Annotated in this window: 18 protein-coding genes, 1 tRNA gene and 1 pseudogene; 11 read left to right on the plus strand and 9 right to left on the minus strand. The window is 45.5% G+C overall.

Features of this window, described 5'->3' with window-relative positions; all coding sequences use genetic code 11:
- Positions 1–84: 84 nt before the first annotated feature.
- A complete protein-coding gene (locus tag RIG66_RS04610) occupies positions 85–1,917 on the plus strand; it encodes a glycoside hydrolase family 15 protein (RefSeq protein ID WP_446375644.1) in 1,833 nt (610 codons plus the stop codon).
- A gap of 306 nt (positions 1,918–2,223) precedes the next feature.
- On the opposite strand, the gene RIG66_RS04615 is transcribed toward RIG66_RS04610, so the two are convergent.
- Together RIG66_RS04615 and RIG66_RS04620 are read right to left on the minus strand one after the other, a co-directional pair.
- A complete protein-coding gene (locus tag RIG66_RS04615) occupies positions 2,224–2,835 on the minus strand; it encodes a cold shock domain-containing protein (protein ID WP_446375646.1) in 612 nt (203 codons plus the stop codon).
- A 388-nt stretch (positions 2,836–3,223) separates the two neighbouring features.
- Positions 3,224–3,296 (minus strand) — tRNA-His (locus RIG66_RS04620).
- A 118-nt stretch (positions 3,297–3,414) separates the two neighbouring features.
- Here RIG66_RS04620 and RIG66_RS04625 point away from each other — a divergent pair.
- From RIG66_RS04625 to RIG66_RS04645, 5 genes are all read left to right on the plus strand, one after another.
- The gene (locus tag RIG66_RS04625; RefSeq protein WP_446375648.1) at positions 3,415–3,813 is read left to right on the plus strand and encodes a DUF4359 domain-containing protein; all 399 of its coding nucleotides are present in this window, start codon (positions 3,415–3,417) and stop codon (positions 3,811–3,813) included.
- 116 nt (positions 3,814–3,929) lie between these two features.
- Positions 3,930–5,387: an Asp-tRNA(Asn)/Glu-tRNA(Gln) amidotransferase subunit GatA gene (gatA, locus tag RIG66_RS04630; protein WP_446375650.1), complete on the plus strand. Its 1,458-nt coding sequence runs from the start codon at positions 3,930–3,932 to the stop codon at positions 5,385–5,387.
- Between the two features lie 205 nt (positions 5,388–5,592).
- Positions 5,593–6,480: an alpha/beta hydrolase gene (locus RIG66_RS04635; protein WP_446375652.1), complete on the plus strand. Its 888-nt coding sequence runs from the start codon at positions 5,593–5,595 to the stop codon at positions 6,478–6,480.
- 491 nt (positions 6,481–6,971) lie between these two features.
- Positions 6,972–7,430: a peptidoglycan-binding domain-containing protein gene (locus RIG66_RS04640; RefSeq protein ID WP_446375654.1), complete on the plus strand. Its 459-nt coding sequence runs from the start codon at positions 6,972–6,974 to the stop codon at positions 7,428–7,430.
- 341 nt (positions 7,431–7,771) lie between these two features.
- Positions 7,772–8,374, plus strand: coding sequence for a hypothetical protein (locus RIG66_RS04645; protein WP_446375656.1), 603 nt, complete (start codon positions 7,772–7,774; stop codon positions 8,372–8,374).
- Between the two features lie 67 nt (positions 8,375–8,441).
- Here RIG66_RS04645 and RIG66_RS04650 read toward each other — a convergent pair whose 3' ends face one another.
- Together RIG66_RS04650 and RIG66_RS04655 are read right to left on the minus strand one after the other, a co-directional pair.
- Complete coding sequence (locus RIG66_RS04650) at positions 8,442–12,230, minus strand: hydantoinase B/oxoprolinase family protein (protein ID WP_446375658.1); 3,789 nt, start codon at positions 12,228–12,230, stop codon at positions 8,442–8,444.
- 5 nt (positions 12,231–12,235) lie between these two features.
- A complete protein-coding gene (locus tag RIG66_RS04655) occupies positions 12,236–12,595 on the minus strand; it encodes a hypothetical protein (RefSeq protein ID WP_446375660.1) in 360 nt (119 codons plus the stop codon).
- Positions 12,596–12,842: 247 nt separating this feature from the next.
- On the opposite strand from RIG66_RS04655, the gene RIG66_RS04660 reads away from it, so the two are divergent.
- The 4 genes from RIG66_RS04660 to RIG66_RS04675 all read left to right on the plus strand — a co-directional run bounded on the left by RIG66_RS04660 (position 12,843) and on the right by RIG66_RS04675 (position 17,935).
- Positions 12,843–13,118: a helix-turn-helix transcriptional regulator gene (locus tag RIG66_RS04660; RefSeq protein WP_446375662.1), complete on the plus strand. Its 276-nt coding sequence runs from the start codon at positions 12,843–12,845 to the stop codon at positions 13,116–13,118.
- 1,001 nt (positions 13,119–14,119) lie between these two features.
- Positions 14,120–16,795: an AAA-like domain-containing protein gene (locus RIG66_RS04665; RefSeq protein WP_446375664.1), complete on the plus strand. Its 2,676-nt coding sequence runs from the start codon at positions 14,120–14,122 to the stop codon at positions 16,793–16,795.
- A 232-nt stretch (positions 16,796–17,027) separates the two neighbouring features.
- On the plus strand, positions 17,028–17,291 hold the full coding sequence (locus tag RIG66_RS04670) for a sulfiredoxin (protein ID WP_044211369.1): 264 nt from the start codon (positions 17,028–17,030) through the stop codon (positions 17,289–17,291).
- 155 nt (positions 17,292–17,446) lie between these two features.
- Positions 17,447–17,935: a Dps family protein gene (locus RIG66_RS04675; RefSeq protein WP_446375666.1), complete on the plus strand. Its 489-nt coding sequence runs from the start codon at positions 17,447–17,449 to the stop codon at positions 17,933–17,935.
- A gap of 159 nt (positions 17,936–18,094) precedes the next feature.
- Here RIG66_RS04675 and RIG66_RS04680 read toward each other — a convergent pair whose 3' ends face one another.
- Positions 18,095–18,580 carry a hypothetical protein gene (locus RIG66_RS04680; protein WP_446375668.1) on the minus strand — a complete coding sequence of 162 codons (486 nt, stop codon included), beginning with the start codon at positions 18,578–18,580 and terminating at the stop codon, positions 18,095–18,097.
- Between the two features lie 29 nt (positions 18,581–18,609).
- Complete coding sequence (locus RIG66_RS04685) at positions 18,610–19,425, minus strand: ChaN family lipoprotein (RefSeq protein WP_446375670.1); 816 nt, start codon at positions 19,423–19,425, stop codon at positions 18,610–18,612.
- 531 nt (positions 19,426–19,956) lie between these two features.
- Here RIG66_RS04685 and RIG66_RS04690 point away from each other — a divergent pair.
- Entirely contained in the window at positions 19,957–22,170 is a 2,214-nt protein-coding gene (locus tag RIG66_RS04690) for a caspase family protein (protein ID WP_446375672.1), read from the plus strand.
- A 357-nt stretch (positions 22,171–22,527) separates the two neighbouring features.
- Here the strand turns inward: RIG66_RS04690 and RIG66_RS04695 are convergent, their stop codons facing one another.
- The 3 genes and pseudogenes from RIG66_RS04695 to RIG66_RS04705 form a co-directional block, all read right to left on the minus strand.
- Complete coding sequence (locus RIG66_RS04695; protein WP_446375674.1) at positions 22,528–24,282, minus strand: CHAT domain-containing protein; 1,755 nt, start codon at positions 24,280–24,282, stop codon at positions 22,528–22,530.
- A 45-nt stretch (positions 24,283–24,327) separates the two neighbouring features.
- A pseudogene (locus RIG66_RS04700) lies at positions 24,328–24,390 on the minus strand (hypothetical protein); the annotation flags it as partial.
- A 159-nt stretch (positions 24,391–24,549) separates the two neighbouring features.
- On the minus strand, positions 24,550–25,486 hold a 937-nt coding region (locus RIG66_RS04705), incomplete at its 5' end, for a tetratricopeptide repeat protein (protein ID WP_446375676.1).

The raw sequence follows: 25,486 nt of genomic DNA on the forward strand, positions 1-25,486 counted from the left end.
GCGAGAAGCAAGCTACGTCATTTTTCCTTAATTAAGGGACGGTGAATTAAACTTCAAAATTGAACATTAAACATTCATAATTCAATGGCATATCAATCTATCGAGAATTACGGCATTATCGGCAATATGCACACCACAGCCTTAGTTGGCTTAGGAGGTTCAATTGACTGGTTTTGCTTTCCTCGACACGATTCTCCGAGTGTTTTTGCCGCGTTACTGGATGCTGAGAAAGGGGGTCATTTTAAGATTGCTCCCTGTGTGGATGGCGTCACTCATAAACAGTTATATTGGCCCGAAACGAATGTGTTGGTGACTCGCTTCCTGGCGTCTTGTGGGGTAGGTGAGATTATTGATTTTATGCCTGTGGGTATGCCAGTGAATCAGCAAGGGTATCACTGGTTAGTGCGACAAGTGAGAGTCGTTCGCTGCAAGATGAAGTTTCGCTTAGAGTGCTATCCTGCGTTTAATTATGCCCGCGATCGCCACGAGACGATTCTCTCATCCACGGGGGCGTGTTTTAAGTCGCCGTCTCTGAGTTTGGGATTGGTGACGGATGTTCCCTTAAAACAAAATGAATGCGGTGTTTTCACCGAATTTACCTTAGAGTCTGGACAAACCGCCGTTTTTGTGCTGCAAGAAACTGACCAGGATGGAGGTTGTAGTTTGCCCCTGCGCCATCAAGAAGCGATTCAACTCTTTGACGATACGGTGGCGTATTGGCGACGCTGGATTGGCAAATGTACTTATGATGGTCGATGGCGCGAGACGGTGGAACGTTCAGCCCTGGCGTTAAAGTTACTCACCTACGAACCCACGGGAGCAATTATAGCCGCGCCGACTTGCAGCTTGCCAGAAATGATTGGGGGTTCCCGAAATTGGGATTATCGCTATACCTGGATTCGAGATGCATCCTTTACCCTGTATGCCTTACTCCGTATCGGGTTTACCGAGGAAGCTGCCCAGTTCATGCTGTTCTTGGAAAATCGCTGTCAGGAGTTGGATTCCGATGATCCGTTGCAGATTATGTATGGTATTGATGGCTATCATGATCTCGATGAAGAAATTCTGGATCATCTTGAGGGGTATAAGGGATCTTACCCGGTTCGGATTGGCAATGGGGCTTATAAGCAGTTACAGCTTGATATTTATGGTGAGTTAATGGACTCGGTGTATTTGTTCAACAAATATGGCACGCCGATTTCCTATGACTTGTGGCTATCCCTACGGCGGTTACTGAATTGGGTTTGCGATAATTGGCAACGCCAAGATGAAGGAATCTGGGAAACACGCGGGGGACGTAAAGACTTTATTTATTCTAATCTCATGTGTTGGGTTGCACTTGATCGTGGTTTGCGTTTGGCTCAAAAGCGTTCATTGCCAGCAGATCACCAGCGATGGCTTAAGGAACGCGATCGCATCTATGAAGAAATTATGACAAAGGGATGGAGTGAGGAGCGTCAAGCTTTTGTTCAATATTACGGTAGCACGTCCCTAGATGCCAGTAATCTGATTATGCCCTTAATTTTCTTCATGTCTCCCACAGATCCTCGCATGTTGAAAACCCTGGATGCGATTAATTCCCCGCCAGAACTAGGGGGACTGGTTTCCGATAGTTTAGTGTATCGGTATAATCCCGAAGAAGCACCGGATGGTATTTCCGGGACAGAAGGAACGTTTAATCTCTGTACATTCTGGCTCGTTGAGGCGTTGACAAGGGCGGGAAAAGTAGACACTAAGCGACTTGATCGCGCTCGACTGATTTTTGAGCAGATGCTTAGTTATGCCAACCATTTAGGATTGTATGCCGAGGAAACGGGTTCAAGTGGTGAAGCCTTGGGTAATTTTCCCCAGGCGTTTACCCATGTGTCTTTAATCAGTGCGGCGTGGAATCTGAATCGGGCGATCGATCGAGCATAATTTCTAGCGTATCAGTAAGCTAAAATTGTGGATTAGATTTGACCATTGAATTGGGCGCAAGTCTTTGCGCCCCTACGGTTTCGGGTCTCCCATTCTAATTCATCAAATAAGGTGTGCCACGCCAGTAGGTTGGGTTGACGCCAGGAAACAAAGATATCGATGCTAGAACTTTTGAAAAACAGTAGCACAATAATCAATGACGTGATCGCTCCTACCTTACCTAACGCAGAAAACTCTGTAGCGGCTCTCAAGTGCTAACGGTACGCCCAAAGGTAGGGGCGCAAGGCTTGCGCCCTCACATAATTACTACCTGGGTGCTTTATGCCAACCACTCGCGATCGCCTCTGATTCTGTACAAAACCATCGTTCACCCTTTGCCGGATCAATGAAGGTTGATTCATAATCTTCCATCCCCGGAAGATGATAAACCTTTTTTCCTTTATTAAAAGAAATGTTGCCTTTGATATTGCACTCAGGTTTCGTAACAGATGTAATTGGAGATGGAGAATCGCTAGCCCTAAATTCCATTGCCAAAATTGCTATAACAGCTATACTGCCAAGGCTAATGAGTATTTCAACTGGTCTACGCTTCTTTCTCTTATGCCTTGTCGGTAATGGACTTTTCCGAGCATTAGTCCTGAATTCTTTTGGGACTTGGGTTTGAGTTTGATTTGGGGACAGGTCTAATGAGCGTAAAGCTGCCCCTTGAATGGATGCATTAGAGGCACGTATTTTCCCTTCTGAATCAGTGGCTAACTCATACAGGATTATATCTCCGACTTTTGGACGGCGACTTGTTCCTTTTAACGCACTGATATGCAGAAAAACATCTTTGCTACCATCATCCGGTTTTATGAAACCAAAACCTCGATCATCTTTCCAGGTTTTTAATCTACCTTTATATAGAATAGGCTTCATGCCACAATTTTGCTAATTTTTTATAGACATAAATTACCACAAAAAGCTTTTGTTTTGCCAGTTTTCTGTTCCCTGTTCGGCATTTAAACCTTAATGTAAACAATGGCGAAATCACGTTCAGTGTGAGCATCTTGCTCGCTACCCATACCCAATTTAAATGCATGACAGCTTAACGCCCAGTGATATCTTTTTATCTCTGCTGATGTGGTACTCGGTGAAGCTGGCTTTCGTCCATATTTACCCATAACCGCTCACAGCTACAGTTTGAAGTCAGTCCAAAGGCAGAAGTCAACTGAGCCTGCGTTATCACAATATTGCAGTATCACGATTTTCCTACTTAAACTAAGGCAAGATTAGGGAAGATTTACTTCCCTGCTGCCACATCAAGGGCGAACGATGGGACTCGAACCCACGAATGGTGGAACCACAATCCACTGCCTTAACCCCTTGGCTACGCTCGCCATACAGTTTTTTAGTATAGCATCAAGTCGGTGAGTTGCAACAGTATTTCTTAGCAATTTACCGGAACTCATACGTTAGAGGCGAAAGTCATAACCCATGGAGGCTTAACGGAGTGGCATGAAATCGTTAAAAATTATTACAGTATTGGGTGGAACAGCGCTAGTTGTGCTAGGAGTGGGACTGGCATGGATGAATCCGGGTAAGGAGTCTTATGAGGAGTACGCCGTTGAAAAACTCAGCACCTACCTCAAAGATGAAGTCTGCACTCAAACCCCCAAGCAATTAGAGTTTCTCAATCCTGATCCAGAATTCCTCAAACGTCAATGTCAATCCCTAGTGGATACGGGACGCCCCCAAATTCAGCAAATTATTGACCAGCAGACTGAACGACAAAACTGGGTAATTTTCAGCATTTACCGCACCGATATTAATATCAGCCCCCTATTGCCCGCTTATCATTTTGAAACGGTAGGAGTTTTGCAACAATTTCTGACCTATCAGGCGCAACAGAAGTAGGGGTTTGGTTTCCAAACCCTGTTTGGTTTCCTTTTTGTCACCAAACCCCTTTTTCTGTGAATTTTTGCCAAAATACGAAAGGCAAACATGGTAAATCAATATAAATAGGTACAAGCATGGCATCCATTCGTGAGCTGCACCAACAACTTATCGACAAAGAACGCACCAGTGTTGAAATCACGCAAGACGCCCTCGATCGCATTCAGGCGCTAGAACCGAAAATCCATAGCTTTTTGCATATTACAGCCGACTATGCCCTTGAACAGGCGCGTCAAGTGGATGCCAAAATCGCAGCGGGGGAAGACATTGGCATGTTGGCGGGGATTCCGATTGGCATCAAAGATAATATGTGTACCAAAGGTATTCCCACCACCTGCGCCTCTCGTATCCTGGAAAACTTCGTCCCGCCTTATGAGTCTACCGTGACTCAAAAACTTAAGGATGCGGGGGCTGTCATGGTGGGCAAAACTAATTTGGATGAATTTGCCATGGGGAGTTCCTGCGAAACCTCGGCTTATCAACAAACGGCGAATCCATGGGACTTATCCCGCGTTCCTGGGGGTTCCTCTGGGGGTTCGGCTACGGCGGTTGCGGCTAGCGAATGTGTGGTTGCTATCGGTTCGGATACAGGGGGATCAATTCGTCTACCTGCATCATTCTGCGGGATTGTCGGCATGAAACCCACTTATGGGTTAGTGTCTCGTTATGGTTTAGTCGCTTATGCATCGTCGTTGGATCAAATTGGTCCGTTTGGACGAAGCGTAGAAGATGCAGCTATTTTACTTAACGCGATCGCAGGCTATGATCCGAATGACTCAACCAGTCTCAAGCTGGAGATTCCCGACTACACCAAGTCCCTGCAACCTGATTTAAAATCCAAAGGTCTCAAAATTGGCATTATTAAAGAAACCTTTGGTGAAGGGTTAGATCCCGTCATTGCCAAAACCGTTCAACAAGCCATTGATCAACTCAAAAGCCTAGGTGCTGAAGTACAAGAAATTTCTTGTCCCCGATTTCGCTATGGGTTGCCCGCCTACTATATTATTGCTCCCAGCGAAGCCTCAGCCAACCTAGCTCGCTACGATGGCGTCAAATATGGGTTTCGCACGCCGGAAGCCGAAAATCTTTTGGAAATGTACAAGAAAACTCGTGCCGCCGGGTTCGGGGCGGAAGTCAAGCGCCGGATTATGTTGGGAACCTATGCTCTATCCGCTGGCTATTATGACGCTTATTATCTCAAAGCGCAAAAAGTTCGTACCCTAATTAAGCAAGACTTCGAGCAAGCCTTTGAAAAGGTGGATGTTTTAGTTTGTCCCACCGCCCCAACTCCTCCATTTAAAGCCGGAGAAAAAATCTCAGATCCGTTAACCATGTACTTATCGGACTTAATGACAATTCCCGTCAACTTGTCAGGATTACCAGGAATGAGTATTCCTTGTGGATTTGATGACCAAGGATTACCCATTGGGATGCAACTAATTGGGAAAGTATTGGGCGAAGAACAGGTATTTCAAGTCGCTTACGCTTACGAACAGTCTACGGATTGGCATCTCAAGCAACCACCGCTTAAATAGAGCAGAGGTGCAGGGGTGCAGAGGGGTACAGGGGCTACAGGTGCAAGGAGATATAATTTGTAGGGGCGGGTTTTCTCGATAATATTATCGAGAAAACCGATAACTTGACTCAACCCGCCCTAATTGGAAAACAAGGTGAGTCAAAAATAGCATCAAGTTTGTAGTCGTTTAACGCTTTGATTTGCCCTGGGAGACTATTACGGGAATGAATAATTATATTTTATTTCTGGGAAAGAGGTTCCTAATTCTAGCGGGAATTGTCGCCATCGTTTATCTGTTAGCTTGTATCTCTATCTGGTTAGGGCAAAATCGCCTAGTTTTTGTTCCCACTAAGACCATTAAAACCACACCAGAAGACTTGGGCTTAAGTTATCAGGAGGTGGGGATACCTGTGTCTGCTGATCAGCCAGAACGTCTCCATGGGTGGTGGATTCCCGCCACCTCGCCCAAAACCGGGGTACTGCTGTATTTACATGGGAATGGGGAGAATATTGGCGCGAATGTCGAACGGGCAATGGAATTTCACCACTTGGGTTTGGATGTCTTGTTATTTGATTACCGAGGCTATGGTCAAAGTGAGGGCAAGTTTCCCACTGAAACCCAAGTGTACCAAGATGCTCAAGCAGCGTGGGATTATCTGGTGCAGCAACAGGATATTCCGCCCCAGGATATTGTCGTATATGGTCAATCTCTAGGGGGCGCGATCGCGATTGATTTAGCGGTGAAAAATCCCAGCATTCAGGGTTTGATTTTGGAAAGTACATTTACCTCAATGCGGGATATGGTCGATCATCAGAAAATCTATGCTTTATTTCCGGCTGATTTGCTGCTGACGCAAAAGTTTAACTCGAAAAGCAAAGTTCCTGCTCTTAAAATGCCGATTCTTTTAATTCACGGCACCGATGACCCCGTTGTACCTGCTTACATGAGCCAAGTTTTATTTGATACTATAACAGCTTCAAAACAACTCTTTCTGGTTCCTGATGCGGATCATGATAATGTGGCTACTGTAGCTGGCAAAGAATATCAGCAAAGGATTCGACATTTTCTTCAACTCAAACCTAATCCTGAACCACAAATATCAAAAGACTAAAATTATCTGTCCTTATGCCTTCTGCCTTGCCTCAACTCAAAATATTATTATGCATCATGAAGACAGTATAAGTAGTCGGACAAAAGAAAACAGCACGCCCACGCTTGTTTTGTAAACAAGCCTCAAACCCTTACGTAAACGTAGCTTGCTTCTCAAGGACAGCGAGTTATTCACCGTTTACGTTAATTGTGTCCACCTACGTTAGTACCTTTGGTTTGATAATAAAGCATCTTACTTTAGGCTAGTTTTACAGTCATCTTGCTCCTTACTTAGGATTTAAAAGGAGTAACTTATAAGTCTAACTTAAGAGCCATGTTACTTCTCAAAAATTTGTATAGCTTAGAAGTATAGTCAGTTAAAATCATTTGGACAAGAACAACTGTTAGGTAGGGGGCAAGTATTTCAGCCAAATTTTCGATCAAGATTCCTTGAGACTGACTAGATCAAGATCCAAAAATTTAGAAATTACATTTTGTTAGGAGATTATAATAATGAGTACCAGATTTTTCCCGTCCAGTTTTGTCTCTGTCGGTGTGGTGTCTGTGATTTCTCTAGCCTCTGTCGGCTTAGCTGGCGCACCTGTAAACGCACAAGCCTCTTTAAATGAATATGATGTTACAGCACCCACACTAGGATATGGTGATACAGGAGAAGCCGTTGCAGATGTTCAAACTTTCTTACAAAATCAAGGATATAATCCAGGTGAAGTTGACGGCGTATATGGTTCAAGAACAGGTACAGCCGTAAGCGAATTCCAAGAGGATCAGGGCTTGTTTAGAGATGGCATTGTCGGTCGCCAAACCTGGGATGCTATGCTCGGTTCTGAATCAGCAACTGAGAACGAAGTTGTAGAAGAAGAATCCACTTTTGAAGTGGAAACTGAGGACGAACTTGTAGAAGAAGAATCTACTTTTGACTCAGAAACTGATCCGGAATTGGGAGTCGAGTAAGTAGGAACTCACAGAAAACAAAAGGTTGCTCATGACAAGACATTGACTATCTCATGTCAAGGAAAATCCTCAGCTAACCTTTCAATGTTTCTCGTAGGGGCGCACAGACGTGCGCCCTAACCTAATAGGAACAAGCTGTTCTATTTCCAAGGAGATCAATTTTCTGACAAAGCTGAATTCTCGTCCGCATTACAATCGCAGCTATTTTGCACGAAAACTGACTCAAATTTGACTCAAACCTATACCACTTTTAATTTCTCCCTCTCCCTCTGAGGTGGGTTGACCTAAATCTTTTCAGCCTTTATTTTAACTCTATTGTCAAATTAGAGGCTAAATATCGGATGAGACGAAATTTAATCTACGCCATTCTACTGGTAACGTTTGCTATCCTAACTTACCTATTTGCACCGCAACCGCAGCCAGCATCCGCCTGCGCCTGTTGTGCTGATGTAGGAACCTGGGATCAATACTCGCAAGACGTCGGAGACTACGAACTCAAAACCTTCAATGAACTCCAATTTGCCCCCCAAGCCGAACTTTATATGACTCCTGCTGGGGCAAGCCTTATTGAAGGACTTGGTGAGCCATCACCCCCTTATACAATATCACGATCGACCAATGGCAGAAATTGGAATTTCCAGTTCACTGATGACCAAGGGCGAACCGGAAATCTGTCCTTCTCCTATCCCCCAACTATGACTCATTTTCGCAGTTCCCTCGGTAGTCAATTGGAAAGACCCGTTACTGTTTACAAAGAATACCGCGCTGAGGGCAAACTTTCTGGTAACGGGATTTTTGCTCCGGGAATAACTGATAATACCCGGTTCAAACTCATCTTACAGAGTACGGGAAATAGATGTATGAGTTCTGCACAATTTGAAAGTTGGCGCTTGAATGTTTCTGGACCTGAAGCGGAGTACGCCTTTTATGGCAAGTTGAACTGAATTTTGTAGTTTTCGGTTTTGTTGCACGTCGTTGGGCGCACGTCAGTGCGCCCCTACGGTTTCCGGTTCATTCAGAACCACCAAATCCTCCACCCCCAGGCGTCTCAATTACAAACATATCTCCCGCATCCATTTCCACAACTGCCGTATTTCCTAATTCCTCAACCGTTCCATCCTGACGTTCCACATAATTCTTGCCCACAGCACCTGCTTCACCTCCTTGTAATCCAAAGGGTGCAACAACTCGATGTCCTGATAGTATTGCGGCTGTCATGGGTTGCAAAAACCGCATCCGCCGAATTACACCATTACCCCCACACTGTTTCCCCTTTCCACCACTATTTCCCCGAATGCCAAACTGTTCTAACACCACCGGAAACCGCCATTCTAAAACTTCTGGGTCGGTTAAACGAGAATTGGTCATGTGGGTATGTACTGCATCTGCCCCATTAAAGTTTATTCCAGCACCAGAACCGCCACAAATAGTTTCATAATATTGATAATTCTGATTGCCAAAGGTAAAATTATTCATCGTCCCTTGAGATGCTGCCATTACCCCTAAAGCCCCATAAAGCGCATCGGTAATCACCTGAGATGTTTCCACATTTCCCGCCACAACCGCCGCCGGATAACGGGGATTTAATAGACAGCCTTCGGGAATAATTATATCCAGGGGTTTGAGACATCCAGCATTCAACGGAATATCATCATCCACTAAAGTCCGGAAGACATAGAGAACCGCCGCTTTACACACCGCAGCCGGGGCATTAAAGTTATTGGACAACTGGGTAGATGTCCCGGTAAAATCAATCGTGGCGCGGCGATTTTTCCGGTCAATGCGAATAGTCACTTGAATCTGCCCGCCTGTATCTAAGTTATAGGTAAAACTGCCATCTTTCAGCACATCAATTACCCGCCGTACCGACTCTTCGGCATTATTCTGGACGTGTCCCATATAAGCTTGTACGGTGTCTAATCTCGACTGTTTCACCATTCGCCGTAACTCTTGCACACCTTTTTCATTGGCAGCAATTTGGGCTTGTAAGTCGGCGATATTTTGGGTGATATTTCGCACCGGATATGTGCCAGATAGGAGTAATTCGGATAATTCTTTTTCGCGGAAACGTCCGGATTCTACTACCTTAAAATTATCGAGTAATACGCCTTCTTCGTCTACAGTTGTGCTATCCGGGGGCATCGAACCGGGGGTAATTCCGCCAATATCTGCATGGTGTCCCCGTGAGGCAACGTAGAATAAGGGAGATGGATTTTTATCCCCCCTTGCCCCCCTTTGAAAGGGGGGTTGATTTTGATTTGTTGTGGGTTTTGTCGAAGATTTACTCGTTTGATCAATCGTATCGGTAATCCCGCTTTCGTCCAGAAAAACTGGGGTAATTACCGTGACATCAGGTAAGTGTGTTCCACCATTATAGGGATTATTAATCGCATAAACATCTCCCGGTTTGAGGCTATCACCATGCGCCTCAATTAAACTGCGAACGCTTTCACTCATGGAACCCAAATGTACAGGGATATGAGGGGCGTTGGCAACGAGTTGTCCTTGTCCATCGAAAATAGCACAGGAAAAATCTAACCGTTCTTTAATATTGACCGAATAACTGGTGTTTTGCAGCGTGGTTCCCATTTGTTCGGCAATGGAACGGAAGAGATTATTAAAGATTTCTAGCGTAACCGGATCAGGCTGAGAAAGCTCTGACTGTTGACTGTTGACGGTTGACTGTTGACGGTTGACTGTTGATTGCTGGGTTTTCTTTAAAATTAAATGATTCCGTTCGGTTACTTCGGCTTGCCAACCCGGTTCAATAACATTCGTTCCCGTTGTTTCAATAATTAATGCCGGGGCGGGAATAGAGTCTCCAGGTTGTAACTCGTCTCGCTTAAATACAGGGGTTTCGTGCCATGCATTGGCGGTATACATCTGCACCTTAGCGACAGGTTGCGGCGGTTCTGATCGGTGACTTTGAATTATGGGTTCTTCTGGCACATCCATTGGCTGGATGACTTCCACCGATACCGAGTCCACAATTAGGGCTTTCTCTTCAACAATAAACCCATATCGTTGCCGATGCGCTTGCTCAAATTGCTGCCGCATTTCAGCTACGCTACCGAAATCGATAATTAAGGGTGAATCTGTCCCCTGATATTTCAAATGCACTTTGCGGATGACTTGACTATCAATTGGCGTGGATTCTCCTATCTGAGTCGTCGCAATTTCCTCTTTGCCGCTGGCTATTAACTCGGTGAATATTTCCTCCAAGGGGGCAATATCTGGTGTCCCTACCGATAGTAATTCCTCCGTTAATTTTGCTTCTACCGAACGTTCCCGCAAGGTTCGCACATCTGCCAATCCCATCCCGTAAGCCGATAATACCCCCGCATAAGGATGAAGAAAGACCTGTTTCATCCCCAACGCATCAGCAATTAAGCAGGCGTGTTGTCCCCCTGCACCACCAAAGCAACACAAGGTATAGTTGGAGACGTCATAACCTCGTTGTAAGGATATTTTTTTAATCGCATTTGCCATTTTCTCGACAGCAATAGCTAAAAATCCCGCCGCGACTGCTTCGGGTGTGCGCTTATCGCCAATATCTGCTGCTAATTGACTAAATTTCTCTCGCACCACTTGGTCATTTAAGGGTAAATTGCCATCAAGTCCAAATACTTTAGGAAAGAAGTCAGGTTGCAATTTCCCTACCATGACATTGCAATCGGTTACTGTTAACGGACCCCCCTTGGAATACGAAGCGGGACCAGGATTTGCCCCCGCCGATTCGGGTCCCACTCGATACCGCGCCCCATCAAATTTCACGATTGAACCGCCACCCGCTGCTACGGTATGAATGGACATCATGGGGGTGCGTAATCGAACCCCAGCAATCTCGGTTTCAAAAGTGCGTTCGTATTCGCCGTTGTAATGGGCGACATCGGTAGAGGTTCCGCCCATATCGAAACTGATAATCTGATCAAATCCGGCTAATTGACTGGTTTGTACTGCGCCGACAATACCCCCCGCCGGACCCGATAAAATACTGTCTTTTCCCTGAAATGTGCGGGCGTCTGTAAGTCCACCATTGGACTGCATAAACATTAATCGGATCGATTGTTGATTGTTGATGGAGGGAGTGCTAATATCTCCAGCTAATTGACTAGAAACTTGGTTAACATACCGTCGCAGAATGGGCGATAAATAGGCATCAACAACAGTGGTGTCACCCCGACTAACTATTTTCATCAATGGTGTGACATCATGGGAAACTGAGATTTGAGTAAACCCGATCGCACTCGCTAAGTTGGCAAGTTCCTGTTCGTGGCTCTTATAGCGATAGCCATGCATTAAGACTATGGCACAACTGCGAATTCCGCGATCGTAAGCGGCTTGTAACCCTTGGCGAGTGGCGTCTATCTGCACCGGAATTAATTCCTCGCCGTGGGCGCTGTAGCGTTCCTCGACTTCAATCACCCGTTCGTAAAGCATTTCTGGCAAGATAATCTCACGGGCAAATATATCGGGGCGGTTTTGATAGCCGATGCGAAGGGCATCGCGGAAGCCCTTGGTGATCATTAAAACGGTGAGATCGCCTTTTCTCTCCAGTAAGGCATTGGTGGCGACGGTTGTCCCCATTTTCACGGCGTCAATTTGTTCGGTGGGAATCGCTGCCTCGGCGGAAAGTCCCATCACTTCGCGGATTCCCTGTACTGGCGCATCGGTGTAGCGATCAGGGTTTTCCGAGAGTAACTTGTGAATCACCAATTGCCCATCGGGGCGACGCGCCACAATATCGGTAAATGTGCCGCCGCGATCAATCCAAAATTGCCACCCTTGATTAGAAGTCATGTCTACTAATGATGCCCTAGTGTATACCAGAACCTTGTCCAAAAATTGTACAATAATTCGGCATCTTGGTCATTGTATTGCTGATTGTGCCGTTTGCGATCGCGCTCAATCGCCAGCCACAATTGCCGCAGTTGTTGGCAGGTGGTGCAGTGTTGAATTTGACAGGCGATGGCGTTGAACCATTGGCTTAGTCGGCGATAGCTGATGAATTGTCCACCTTTGTCGCGGCGATGAACAAAAACAATATATGCCCAGGATTCCACACGCACAATCAGATGTCTGGGGATTTTCAGGAGTCGGGCGATACTGCTGGGGCTGATCCGGAATTTCTGGGCGGGTTGGAGGCGGCGAAATAAAGGTGTCATGATGGCTTACCCTGTTGATTGATGGCAGCAATATCCGTGGCGACGCGATGAATTTCGGTCACTTTGGATTTTTTCGGCGGATCTTTGATTAAGATGAGACACTGAGAAGGAAAGACCAGCCAGCCACGCCCTATCTTGACGCAACTGTTTCAATCGTCTGGTCTTTTCTGTTGTCATCACATGTTATCGTGTCACGTTTACATGGCTTTTGTCAAGATGACATGTTGGCGTGACAAAAAGCAACGCTATGACCAAAAAACAGTCAAAAGAAGCTGAATCTCCATTAAAGATACTCAGAGAAGGACTCAATTTAACTCAAGAGGAGTTAGCTAGACAGTGTCGCATTCCGTTGCGAACCTATGTGCGCTGGGAGACAGGTGAGGCGACTCCTCGACCGACGATTCCCCAAGTCAAAGCGTTATGTCGGGAGTTGGGCGTCTCGATTGAGGAATTGCCAGATGAATTTGGTCCGATGCAAGTTTCGGCTAAAGACAATCCGCGATCGCATTCTGATGATGTTTGAGAATGAAGCCCTGAAAGCCCTGAACTAAAGTACTCTTCGAGAATAAAAGCTTAAACCCGTTTGTTTTAACGGGTTCAAAGATTTACTTACTCCCTGAGAACACGACTATTTGCTTTGAGCTTAAATATAATCCTAGACGCTTAACGCTTAAGCGTGTCAACACTTGTTTAAGCGCAAAAGCCAACTGTAACGAATCGTAAGGTGTTACCATTTAGGCGAAGTGTTGATTAGAAAGCAAACTTGAGTGCCTATAACCAGCACCGCTATGGTTGTGGCAATTTTCAAAACTGGAACCCTTGCTATACCTGGACTTCAATCCGTTCACTTGTTGCATCCTATTTAGGATTGCTATAATAAACGTTTTCTTTAGAAGATAATGTAAAGCTTTTAGTCCACTTTAGTGGACTTAAGCTATTAGCCCGGAGTTTAAACTCCGGGCGGGATGAAAGCGTGAGGATTCATCTTAATTACTATATAATATCATGTCCTGACGATTGCCCATAATTGCAATGCCTTAAAAATAAGGGTTTCAGGCGTTTTTATTCAGGGGTGTTTGACTGGACATGATATAACCCAATTACCTAGCAATTCTTGTAATTTGCGATTACAGGTTCAATCCGTCACTCCGCCTTGGAATGAATTCCAAGGTTCCATAGCGAAAGTCTTCTTCAGACGACTAATGGAGTAGCACAGCTAAAATTGTGGAATAAGTTGTCGGTTCGGTTGAGGTACGTGATAGTACACGAAAATACTACTAATGCACTCACACCCTAGCTACCCATTCCCAATTTAAATGCATGACAGCTTATTGAGGGGTACAATATGTCGTGTCATTCCAGATGGTGGTTCAAGTGCATTTAGTATGGAATATTGTCGGCAAGACTTGGAAAAGGCTATTATAACGACTTAAAAATAGTTTACGCTGAGGGGTGTAACCCCTTTTTTTATTACTTCGCTCTACCCGGTTTCTACCGATGCAGCGTTTCGTCAGGGCATTGAATATGACTACCACCTTAGCCTATAACTACCAATTTGGCGGATGCCTACCCGCCGATTCCCCCACTTATGTGTGGCGACAGGCAGATGTTGAACTCTACAACGGGTTAAGGGCAGGGGATTTCTGCTATGTCCTCAACTCCCGACAGATGGGGAAATCTAGCTTGCGGGTGCAAACCATGCGCCGTTTACAAGCGGCAGGATTTGCTTGTGCGGCGATTGACCTGACTAAGATTGGTTGCCAAAATCTCACCCCAGAGCAATGGTATGCTGGTTTAGTCCGTCGTTTGGTGATTAGTTTCAATCTGACCCAAGAATTTAACTTGCGTCGATGGTGGCGCGATCGCGATTTACTTTCGCCCGTACAACGCTTCAGTGAGTTTATTGAACGTATCCTCCTTCCGGCGATTCCGCAACCGATTGTTATTTTTATTGATGAAATTGATACGGTTCTCAACTTAAACTTTCGCGTCGATGACTTTTTAGCGGTGATTCGTGCCTGTTATGATAGTCGTGCCGATCATCCCGCCTACCAACGCCTCACATTTGCGCTGTTGGGTGTCGCGACTCCCTCAGAGTTAATTCAAGATAAACATAGCACGCCGTTTAATATTGGTCGGGCAATTGAACTGACAGGGTTTCAATTAAATGAATGTTTACCCTTAGCCCAGGGATTAGCCACCCACGTTAACTATTCTCCCGCCATTATCCAGGAAATATTAACCTGGACAGGGGGTAAACCCTTTCTCACCCAAAAGCTGTGTCAGATTGTCCTGCACCAAGCCGAACTCTGGTTACCCACGAAGATTCCCCAAGATAAATCCCAAATTAGCGTGTGGATTGAACAGTTGGTGCGATCGCACATCATTGATAACTGGGAAGCCAAGGATGAACCCGAACACCTAAAAACTATTCGCGATCGCCTTTGTCGCTGTACTACCCGTCAACTTTTAACACTCTACCAGCAAATTCTCGATCAGGGAGAAATCCCTGCAGATAATAGTCTAGAACAACGGGAATTGCGCCTATCAGGATTAGTAGTGAAACAGCCAATTGGGAAAAACTACGCCCAGCCTGTTTTGAGAGTCTATAACCGCATCTACGCCTCTATCTTTAATCGGGATTGGGTAACCAACGCCCTGAATAATCTGCGCCCGTATCACTCGCCGATGATGGCTTGGTTTGCCAGTGGGTGTCAGGATACATCTTATTTGTTGAACCGAAATCAATTACAACAAGCCTCAGTTTGGGCAAAAGGAAAACGCTTAAATCAAAAGGACTACCAATTCCTGAATGCGAGTCGTCAGCAGATTATCGCTGGTTCTTATCGAGGAAACCCCAACCCCCAGAAACAATTAGATACAACATCGACAAGAAAACCCTCTCCACAACCTACGCCTCCAGACTTCTTACCAACGTCTCCACCGCGTTCCTTGAGTGCCGACGAGCAGATATTATATGATCATTTACTCTATTGGGTACAACGAGAATCCCCCCAGCAACTCATCGAACGATTTGAACAACTATTTATTACCGCGAAAAACTACGCCGAACCCGGCATTATCGCCGCTTTCCACCGAATTATCCTCGCTAATCCCCGCCATCAAGACTTTACCCATATTCTCAATCGGTGCTGCCATATCTTGATCAATCGATGGCAAATGCAAGGCAACCACGATCAGGCGATCGCGCAATTGGTGGCATTATTTGAAAAACCCTTTCAACCGGGGACAATTAAAGCGACGTCGGGACTATCAAAGCGATTGCGACAACTCTTGCAAGTATTTACTCAAAGTGAAGACTTTCAAACCCTAAAACGCTTGGTCAAAGTTGTTGATCACACCGCAGATGTGGATCGCCAAGACTCCAATCCCGCGTTAGGACAATTGATTTGTCGATACCCTTATTTATACACCCACGCCTTACTAAGTTCCGATAGTTCCTACGAACACCAGCAAACTATCCGCCATATTCAAACTCAACGCCAGTGGCAATTAGAAATGAACCTCTCTCAATATGTCACCTATTTAATCCGGCGAGTGCGACTGGCGTCCAGTAAAACCCCCACCGCAGACACCACTCTGGTTCAACCTGTACCCAATCCGACTCTGTTAAGCGATCGCGAACTCTACTTCGCCCTGAAGCAGTTTATGGGTAAAGTTGAAGGATCTTACACTTACCGAGACTTAGCCCAACGTTTTCTCAAGCAAAGTAATCAAACGCGCTCTTATCGTGCTTTTAAAGCTGATTTATATGAATACTTAACAGCGGCAATTGAACCTGCTTATGGTAAACATCAATTCAATCAGCGTTTAGCGCAACATCTCAAAAACACCTTGCCGGATAGCGATTCTAAGAAAATAAACGACTTTTTACTGTTGAGAACCTGTAGTCAATTATTGAATTTCTTAGTTAGCAGTCCTCAGCATCCCAATCACTATGTCTTTATTGATTTAATTTCTAATATGGGGTCGATTCGTACAACGGGATTATTGCTGAAAATTATTCTGCTGTGTGGCAAAGTTAAACCGGATTTAGAAAAGCGATTTTCAATTTTATTCAATCACTACGAATGTCAAACAATTAATGATATTTTTTGGTTGGTTCAATCTCTAGAAAATCTTAATGTTGCCTTTTTTGTCAATTTTGGCAATATGGATCTGTCTCGGATTCAAAAGTAATGGTCATTTGTCATTTGTCATTTGTCAGGCAATAGGCAATAGGCAATAGGCAATAGGCAATAGGCAATAGGCAATAGGCAATAGGCAATAGTAGAGACGTAGCATGCTACGTCTCTACTTCTTCCTCATCTACCCCATCTCCGCCATACTTCATCTCTAAGTTGCAAGTCAAACTCATAACGAGTATGATTTAGGAGTAAACATAATAAGAGCAGAGGTGTTACTTGGCACTATGGTAGAAGTTCGAGAAATTCCGCTACAGCAAATTCGCCGTCCCCTTCCCCGCGAAAACGACGCCGAAAAGGTACTGGAGTTGATGAAATCCATCCAGGAAGAGGGATTAAAAGAACCCATTGATGTACTCGAAGTTGATGGAGAGTATTATGGTTTCTCTGGGTGTCATCGATTTGAGGCACATCAGCGCCTAGGTAAAGAAACGATTAAATGCCGGGTTCGCCGCGCCCCTCGCGCCGTCTTGATGCGACATTTAGCCTGAGAAGCATCATTTTTATTTATTAGCCGAAAACAGTTCATACTTTAGGACGATTTGTAAGCGATCGCTAATTGTTTAAGATTGACAGTTGGTGTGTGAAAAGGAACTATACCAGCTTTTCGGTTAACGTTATTTTTGGAGCAAATTAGGAGATCACTATGCAAACTGCTGATAAATCTGCGCCCGTCAATATTGGTATTTCAGAACAAGACCGCAAAGAGATTGCCGAAGGATTGTCTCGCCTGTTAGCAGACACCTATACCCTTTATCTCAAGACACACTACTTCCATTGGAACGTAACTGGACCGATGTTCCATTCGCTACATAATATGTTTGAGACGGAGTACACTGAATTAGCGGTAGCGGTGGATGATATTGCTGAACGGATTCGTACCATTGGCTATCCAGCGCCTGGTAGTTATAGCGAATTTGCCGAACTCTCTTCGATTCCAGAAACCCGTGGGGTTCCGGAAGCCACAGAAATGGTACGTTTACTGGTAGAAGCAAATGAAGCCGTGGTGAGAACGGCGCGGGAGGCGTTTCCGGCGGCTGAACGGGCGAATGATGAGTCTTCCGTTGACTTGTTAACTGAACGGATGCGGACTCATGAGAAAACCGCTTGGATGCTGCGTAGTATGTTGAACTAATCGGTCATTATTGGTGGGGAGGGCGGGTTTTGTTGTTCCGTTATCGGTGGGGAGGGCGGGTTTTGTTGTTCCGTTATTGGTGGGGAGGGCGGGTTTTGTTGTTCCGTTATTGGTGACTAGCTGAATTGAGTCCCTAAACCCGCCCCTACAATCTTTTGATTAACGCCTCAGCAAACGCCGCCGCCGAGTTCGCAAATAGACTCCCAGGGGAAACTGATAAAACTCCATTAATAGCCAGACAATAACGGCAAAATGGAAGAAAAACGTTAATCCTGTCCAAGCCAGAGGTAGCCAAGCCAAGCGACTACCGGGCGTTGGCGGGAAGGTGTAGGCAGCTACGCCAATTAACGTGGTGGGTAGTATCACAAACGCCGCTGCAAAAATCCAAGTCATCCATCCCCATTCAACCCCTTGGAGGTGCGCCCCTACCCAGTTTTTGCCATTCCAACGCCAGGTGAGGGGAGGCTGTCTATCGGTCATTTTCAATAATTGCTGTTCCAAGTCAGCCACGAAAATATGACGACAGGCTTCACAAGCCATCGCATCCATTAATGGCATCCCCTGAATTTGACCCACACGACAGATGGGACAGGGGTAAATCCCTTGATAGTGCAAACGGTTGGTTAAATCGGGTAGGTATTGCATGTCAACAGCAACGTGCTTCTTTGATAATATTAGCGAGGTTGCCAAAAGAAATCTGCGATCGCGCCATTTTCTTCTACCGCTTCTGGCATACCGAACAATACCGAACGCTGAATTAAGGGACGATAACTCAGACGACGGGCAACTCGGCTAGGTATACCATAGCCATAGACAATATGACCCCTACCCGCAATCACGACGATTTGATAATCCGGATTAACGCTGAGAAAATCAGCAATCCCTTCAGCCATGGTTTCATCCCATAGCACCTGAACCGTGAAAAATCGCTCAAAGCGATCGCTATTACCATGACCTGCCTGTTGATGCTGATTATAAACCGCTTCAACCATTTGCCGATAGTCTGCGTTATCGGTACGAATTTCGTCCAGGGGGGGAATCTGTTGAAGTTCGTCACTCGTGAGACTTTCTAAGCCATTCCGGGCAACTTTGCGGCTAATTTCCGTGGGGGTATTTAAGGCTAAAACAGGCAGTTTATGGGTTTGAGCGAACTGTAATAGGGGGGCATAATAATCCCAGGGAAATCCCCAGCGTTGTTCATAGTCTGTTTGCTCAATCAATTGAGTTTCTGTCAGGTGTCCAGCTAAATATTGATCCAGAATATCCTGATAGGGACGCTGGAACATTTCCATCGCTAGGGCAATTTTGGGATTCTCTTGATAAAGGGCTTGCAGAATTTCCAGTTGGGCTTTATGGTCATCAGGATTACTATGAATTTCCCCTAGATAAACGACATCAGCTTTAACTAATTCCTGGAGAATCGTTTCTAGAGATGTTTCAAACTGCATCTCAACAGGTTGATTATTCGCCTGTGTCAGCAGATGAGACATTTGAGCGCCAGCCGGGGGGGTACAGAAGCAAACGATACCCAAAGACAAAGCGCAAAGTTGGGTTCTTAGTAAGGGCTTTAGCCTATATTTGCTGAGATTTCCTGACGTCAAAATAACCTACAATTGATTCCACTTGTTTAGCTGTGCCATGCTTGAAATCTTACAATTTTTATAGTCGCACGTCAATCCGGGGACATCTTTAATCTATCATCTAATTCATCATTGTAGGGGCATGGCACACCTTATTTGATGAATTAGAATTGGTTCGTAGTGAGGGAACCTCAGCCCTCTCCAGCTAAGCTTTATAGCACTCTTCGTGCTTACTACAAACAAAACCCTATTTTAGCTGTGCCACGACAGTAGGGGCGCATGGCGTGCGCCCATAAAATCGACAAATCTAATCCACAATTTTAGCTGTGCCACGCCGCCATCGTGCGTTAGGCGCATTGTCAGGTTAACTTGTATTGTCCCCCAACATCATTCTGCATGAGTCTCTCAGGTTGAGAGATATATCGCTATGATCATAAATTTATGACATCTATGAAGCGTCGTCAGTTTATCCAATTTGCTACCTCGGCTTTAGCAACCATCGGTTTAAACCAACTGGATTTACAGCGCCAATCCTTACGCTATGGTAAAGTCTTAGCCCAAAGCACCCCCCGCAAACTTGCCCTGTTAGTGGGGATTAACCAGTATCCCACCAATAGCGATCGCTTTACCAGCCTCTCTGGATGCGTCAACGATGTTCGCTTGCAGGAACAACTCCTGATTAATCGCTTCGGGTTCCAGCCGGAGGATATCAAGACAGTTACGGATACCGAGGCGACTCGTGATGGCATTTTAACCGCCTTTGAAACCCATTTAATTCAGCAAGCCAAACCCGGAGATGTGGTGGTGTTTCATTTCTCGGGACATGGTTCACAAGTCATTGATCCCAATCCCATTGATCCGAGTTATCCCCTGAATAGTTCCTTTGTTCCTGCGGATGAACATTGGCAAGCTGATAAAGGTATCGTCAATGAAATTACCGGACATACCCTATTTTTACTCATGTTTGCCCTGAAGCAGAAAACCGACAATGTTACCGTGGTGCTGGATAGTTGTCATTCGGGGGGCGGAACCCGGGGAAATGTAAAAATCCGGGCGATTCCTGGGGGGATGGATTTCCGGATGAGTCCCGAAGAAGTCGAGTATCAACAACAATGGCTGAAACGGCTGAATCTATCCCCTGAGGATTTTATCAAATTGTATCAGCAAGGCGTCGCCACTGGCGCGGTGATTGCCTCAGCCCAACGGGAACAATTCGCGGCGGACTATCCCTTTCCGGGGTTTTATGCGGGAGCGTTTACCTATCTACTCACCCAAACATTATGGCAGAACAACCATGATGTGGAAAGTGCGATCGCGGGAATTGAACGGGATATGCGATTCCTTTCCACCCAACTCCCCCTGGTAGAGGTTCCACCGAATAGTCGCCATCAACGAGAACCAATTTATTTTACAGAACCCAAAACCCTCCCCGCCGAAGGTGTGGTGACAACGGTGGAAAATAATCGGGTACAAGTTTGGTTAGGGGGAATTTCCCAAGAGAGTTTAGAGGCGATTTCTGAGGGGTCTATTTTTACTCCCCCATTCCGCAGTCGTGGCGAAACGCCCAAAGTTGAATTAATCTCGCGCAACGGGTTAATCGCTGAAGCCAAAGCCGAAGGAAACGTCCAACCGGGAGAATTATTACAGGAATTTGCCCGCACAATTCCCAGTGATTGGAAACTCCATATTGGGCTTGATCCGTCCTTAAGTCAGGAGACAGAAACGGCAAAAACTGAACTAGAATCACTAAAACGGATTCAACCGATTCTTCCCCAACCGGGAGAGTTTCCCTATCCGGTGGATGTGCATTATATTTTCAGTCGGATGACGGATGAGTATCAGCGTCAATTGTCATCAGACACACCGAAAAAAATGCCACCTGTGGATAGTTTAGGTTTATTTTCTCCAGCCTTAGAAGTGATTCCCGATTCCTTTGGCATACCGGGAGAAACGGTGACTCAAGGAATTGAACGGTTACAGGGGAAACTGAAATCCCTGCTAGCGGCGCGAATTATGCGAATGACGCTGAATGCTGAATCCTCGCGGCTGAATTTAGAGGTAACAATGGGTTTAGAAAATCGTCCCGAAATTGTTGCCCAAGCGTTTACCCCACGGGGGTGTCGTCAAGATGACAGTAAATGTCCACCGTTAGGGAGTCGCAGCGAATCTGGGCAACTCTTGAGTCATCAATTATCTGTGGGAGATGCGTTTCAGTTTAAAGTTACGAATCGGGAAGAGAAGGATTTACATTTGGGAATTATGTTGGTTGATCCAACTGCTGGAATTACGGTTTTATTTCCTAATGAATTTCAGGAAAACGCACGGCAAGATCCGGATAATGCCACCCGGATTAAGCCCAATCAAACGCTGTTAATTCCCAATCCCAACATAGATGAATTTGTCTTGGTAGCTGAAGAGGCTGGCTTGGGTGAAGTATTAATTGTCGCCAGTGATCAACCCTTAACTAAAGCCTTACTCAAACTGCGTACCCTTGCCAGAGGGGAAAAGGGGATAATTTCGACGCGGGGAGAGGACTCATTGGAGATAATTAATGATTTAGTTGATGATGTTAGTCGAAGCGCACAAGTGGGAGTAAGGCGGCGGATTCGCACCTCACAAATGGCAGCCCTTTCGATTACGTTTAACGTGGTTTAACCCCTATTGTCAACAGTCGTAATCGTAGGGTGCGTTAGGCGCATTTGAGGATTAACATTTATCATCTCAATACATAAGCGCCGTAACGCACCATGTTGCTATCAAATAAGGTGTGCCGTAGGGTGCGTTAGGCAAATTTGAGGATTAACGTTTATCATCTCAATATATAAGCGCCGTAACGCACCATGTTGCCATCAAATAAGGTGTGCCGTAGGGTGCGTTAGGCGCATTTGAGGATTAACGTTTATCATCTCAATATATAAGCGCCGTAACGCACCATGTTTCCGTTCGGTATGACGATATTTCGGTGCGTTACGCTGCGCTAACGCACCCTACGGTTTGAGGCAACTTTGGGATTTAATTCCACTCGCCTTGCAATGTAAACGCTGCCCAATAATAGGGAGATTTCCATTGAGTGTCTCGCTGCATTTGTAACTGGGTTTCCCGCAACGCTTGGGCAGGCTTTAACCCATCATTCAACATTAACTGATAAAATCGAGTCATAAACTCTGCCGTTGCTGCATCATCCACATTCCACAAACTCACCACTAAACGCGGCGCCCCCGCATACATAAACCCTCGCGTCAACCCCACTAATCCTTCGCCTCGGATTTCTTCTCCTAATCCCGTTTGACAGGCACTTAATACCACTAATTCCGCTGGCAGATTCAGGTTAAAAATATCATGGAGACGTAAGAAGCCATTTTGGGAATTTCCTTGTTGATCCACTAACGATAACACCACACCCGATAACTCGGGCGCTTCACTATTGAGAATGCCGTGAGTGGCTAAATGAATGATTTGATAATCTCTCAGTTGGGGATTGTCGATAAAGTCACGATTAGCCTCAAAATCAAACGCATTGGTTTGGGTTTCCGGTGACACTAAATTGAGAATCGCTTCCGCTTCAGTGCGCGTTCCGGGGAGGCGACTTAAGTTAATCTCAGAAATGCGAACAGAACGGTTGAGTAAGAGTTGGTTTAAATCCGGTTCTGTGCCTCGGTTGGAGGCAGTTTTGATGCGGTTATCATTGTTGGTAAAAACGGGGTCAGCCAGAATCGCTAATTGTTGGGGCGCTTCCTGGCGTCCGTTAATTTGGTCACGAATAATCCCTAAAGTGGAACTGGAGGGTAAGTTGACCAGTTCGTATTGATTAATTAAAGGTGTGGGAGTATCGGTATCAGCAGTTTCGGGTGTAGCTAAAGCAGCAAAGGGAATGTATTGTAATGCCCCATCCGCAACAACCACGATGCGTTTTTTGGTTAATTGTTCAGCCACTTGTCCGAACAGGAGTTCACTCAGTTGTGCCACAGAATTTAAATTATCACGGGGGACAACTTTAGCAATGCCTCTGGGATTGCCAATTTCATAACTGGGAATTTGTAAGAGATTATAGAAACGGCGGGCGAGGGTTTCGATTTCATCTCTGGCAGGGAGTTGATAACTGGTTAAGCTATCTTTGGTTACTGCCCAAAGATAACTATTTTCTATTCCAAAGGCATACTGTAATAGAATAGTGTCTTCATCCAGAATCTGTTGTTGAACTTGTTCTAAGGTGAGGGGTTGTGGATATTTCAGGGCGGCATATTTAGGACTTGTTGCCCGGATTTGGTCTTGCCGTTTTTGATAGTCAGCTAAAAGTTGTTGCCGTTGTTGTTCAATAGCGGTTTTCTGGGCTGGGGTGGATTCAGGATTACTATATATTTCAATCCGTTGTTTTTCGGTTGCATCAAGTTTAGCGTTTAAGGTTTGTTCTTGTTGGAGTAAGTTAGAATCTACACCTTCTCGAATATTGGCATTGGCTTCGGTGAGTAATTCTAATAGCGTTCTGGCGCGAGAACGTTCACTGGCGTGGAAGGCTAGTTTATCGTAGCCTTGATCAGGGTTTTGTTGATGCAATTGCATCAGCAGGTCGATGTAGAATTGGTATTCATTTTGTACAGTGGCAAAATAGGTTCGACGCAATTCCGGACTGGCAACCTTAGTCCGTAAATCTTCGATAATCTCAATCGAGGCTTGCATTTGAGTCAACGCTTGTTGGAGATTGCCTCGGTTGCTTTCTGCGTAAGCGATATTGAAGAGAGTTAATGCTTCCCCGGTGCGATCGCCCACAGCCCGCCTTAAAGGTAAAGCTTGTTGAGAGTACTCTAATGCCCGTTGTTTTTCTCCTAAGTCTGAATAGACACCACCAATATTATTCAGGGTGACTGCTTCCCCGGCGCGATCGCCTACCGCCTGGGATAAGAGTAAAGCCTGTTGGTAGTACTCTAATGCCCGTTGTTTCTCTCCTTAGTCTGTTTAGACTGCTCCAATATTATTCAGTGTGATTGCTTCCCCGGTGCGATCGCCCACAGGCCGCCTTATAGGTAAAGCCTGTTGTTAGTACTCTAATGCCCGTTGTTTTTCTCCTAATTCAGAATAGACACCACCAATATTATTCAGGGTTGCTGCTTCCCCGGCGCGATCGCCCACAGCCCGCCTTAAAGGTAAAGCCTGTTGGTAGTACTCTAATGCCCGTTGTTTTTCTCCTAAGTCTGAATAGACAGCACCAATATTAGTCAGGGTGTTTGCTTTCCCGGCGCGATCGCCTACAGCCCGCCTTAAAGGTAAAGCTTGTTGGTAGTAGTCTAATGCCTGTTGTTTTTCTCCTAATTCCGAATAGACACCACCAATATTATTCAGGGTGCTTGCTTCCCCGGCGCGATCGCCTACAGCTTGGAATAAAGGTAAAGCCTGTTGGTAGTACTCTAATGCTTGTTGTTTTTCTCCTAAAGCTGAATAGACAGCACCAATATTATTCAGGGTTACAGCTTCCCCGGTGCGATCGCCCACAGCCCGCCCTAAAGGTAAAGCCTGTTGGTAGTACTCTAATGCCCGTTGTTTTTCTCCTAATTCCGAATAGACACCACCAATATTATTCAGGGTTTTTGCTTCCACGGCGCGATCGCCCACAGCCTGGGATAAAGGTAAAGACTGTTGGTAGTACTCTAATGCTTGTTGTTTTTCTCCTAAGGAATCATAGACAGCACCAATATTATTCAGGATGCTTGCTTCTCCGGCGCGATCGCCTACAGCTTGGAATAAAGGTAAAGCCTGTTGGTAGTACTCTAATGCCCGTTGTTTTTCTCCTAATTCCGAATAGACACCACCAATATTATTCAGGGTGCTTGCTTCTCCGGCGCGATCATCCACAGCCTGAGATAAGGATAAAGCCTGTTGGAAGTACTCTAATGCCCGTTGTTTTTCTCCTAATTCCGAATAGACACCACCAATATTATTCAGGGTGACTGCTTCCCCGGCGCGATCTTCTACAGCC

Source organism: Coleofasciculus sp. E2-BRE-01 (assembly GCF_040221695.1).
In the GTDB taxonomy this organism is placed as follows: domain Bacteria; phylum Cyanobacteriota; class Cyanobacteriia; order Cyanobacteriales; family Coleofasciculaceae; genus Coleofasciculus.

What these genes read in the sequence shown, in the direction of transcription:
- RIG66_RS04680 (WP_446375668.1), bottom strand. Translation starts at nt 18,580, where the DNA reads ATGCAATACCTACCCGATTTAACCAACCGTTTGCACTATCAAGGGATT.
- RIG66_RS04635 (WP_446375652.1), top strand. Translation starts at nt 5,593, where the DNA reads ATGAATAATTATATTTTATTTCTGGGAAAGAGGTTCCTAATTCTAGCG.
- RIG66_RS04665 (WP_446375664.1), top strand. Translation starts at nt 14,120, where the DNA reads ATGACTACCACCTTAGCCTATAACTACCAATTTGGCGGATGCCTACCC.
- RIG66_RS04640 (WP_446375654.1), top strand. Translation starts at nt 6,972, where the DNA reads ATGAGTACCAGATTTTTCCCGTCCAGTTTTGTCTCTGTCGGTGTGGTG.
- RIG66_RS04675 (WP_446375666.1), top strand. Translation starts at nt 17,447, where the DNA reads ATGCAAACTGCTGATAAATCTGCGCCCGTCAATATTGGTATTTCAGAA.
- RIG66_RS04610 (WP_446375644.1), top strand. Translation starts at nt 85, where the DNA reads ATGGCATATCAATCTATCGAGAATTACGGCATTATCGGCAATATGCAC.
- gatA (WP_446375650.1), top strand. Translation starts at nt 3,930, where the DNA reads ATGGCATCCATTCGTGAGCTGCACCAACAACTTATCGACAAAGAACGC.
- RIG66_RS04685 (WP_446375670.1), bottom strand. Translation starts at nt 19,425, where the DNA reads ATGTCTCATCTGCTGACACAGGCGAATAATCAACCTGTTGAGATGCAG.
- RIG66_RS04615 (WP_446375646.1), bottom strand. Translation starts at nt 2,835, where the DNA reads ATGAAGCCTATTCTATATAAAGGTAGATTAAAAACCTGGAAAGATGAT.
- RIG66_RS04670 (WP_044211369.1), top strand. Translation starts at nt 17,028, where the DNA reads ATGGTAGAAGTTCGAGAAATTCCGCTACAGCAAATTCGCCGTCCCCTT.
- RIG66_RS04650 (WP_446375658.1), bottom strand. Translation starts at nt 12,230, where the DNA reads ATGACTTCTAATCAAGGGTGGCAATTTTGGATTGATCGCGGCGGCACA.
- RIG66_RS04625 (WP_446375648.1), top strand. Translation starts at nt 3,415, where the DNA reads ATGAAATCGTTAAAAATTATTACAGTATTGGGTGGAACAGCGCTAGTT.
- RIG66_RS04645 (WP_446375656.1), top strand. Translation starts at nt 7,772, where the DNA reads ATGAGACGAAATTTAATCTACGCCATTCTACTGGTAACGTTTGCTATC.
- RIG66_RS04660 (WP_446375662.1), top strand. Translation starts at nt 12,843, where the DNA reads ATGACCAAAAAACAGTCAAAAGAAGCTGAATCTCCATTAAAGATACTC.
- RIG66_RS04655 (WP_446375660.1), bottom strand. Translation starts at nt 12,595, where the DNA reads ATGACACCTTTATTTCGCCGCCTCCAACCCGCCCAGAAATTCCGGATC.
- RIG66_RS04690 (WP_446375672.1), top strand. Translation starts at nt 19,957, where the DNA reads ATGACATCTATGAAGCGTCGTCAGTTTATCCAATTTGCTACCTCGGCT.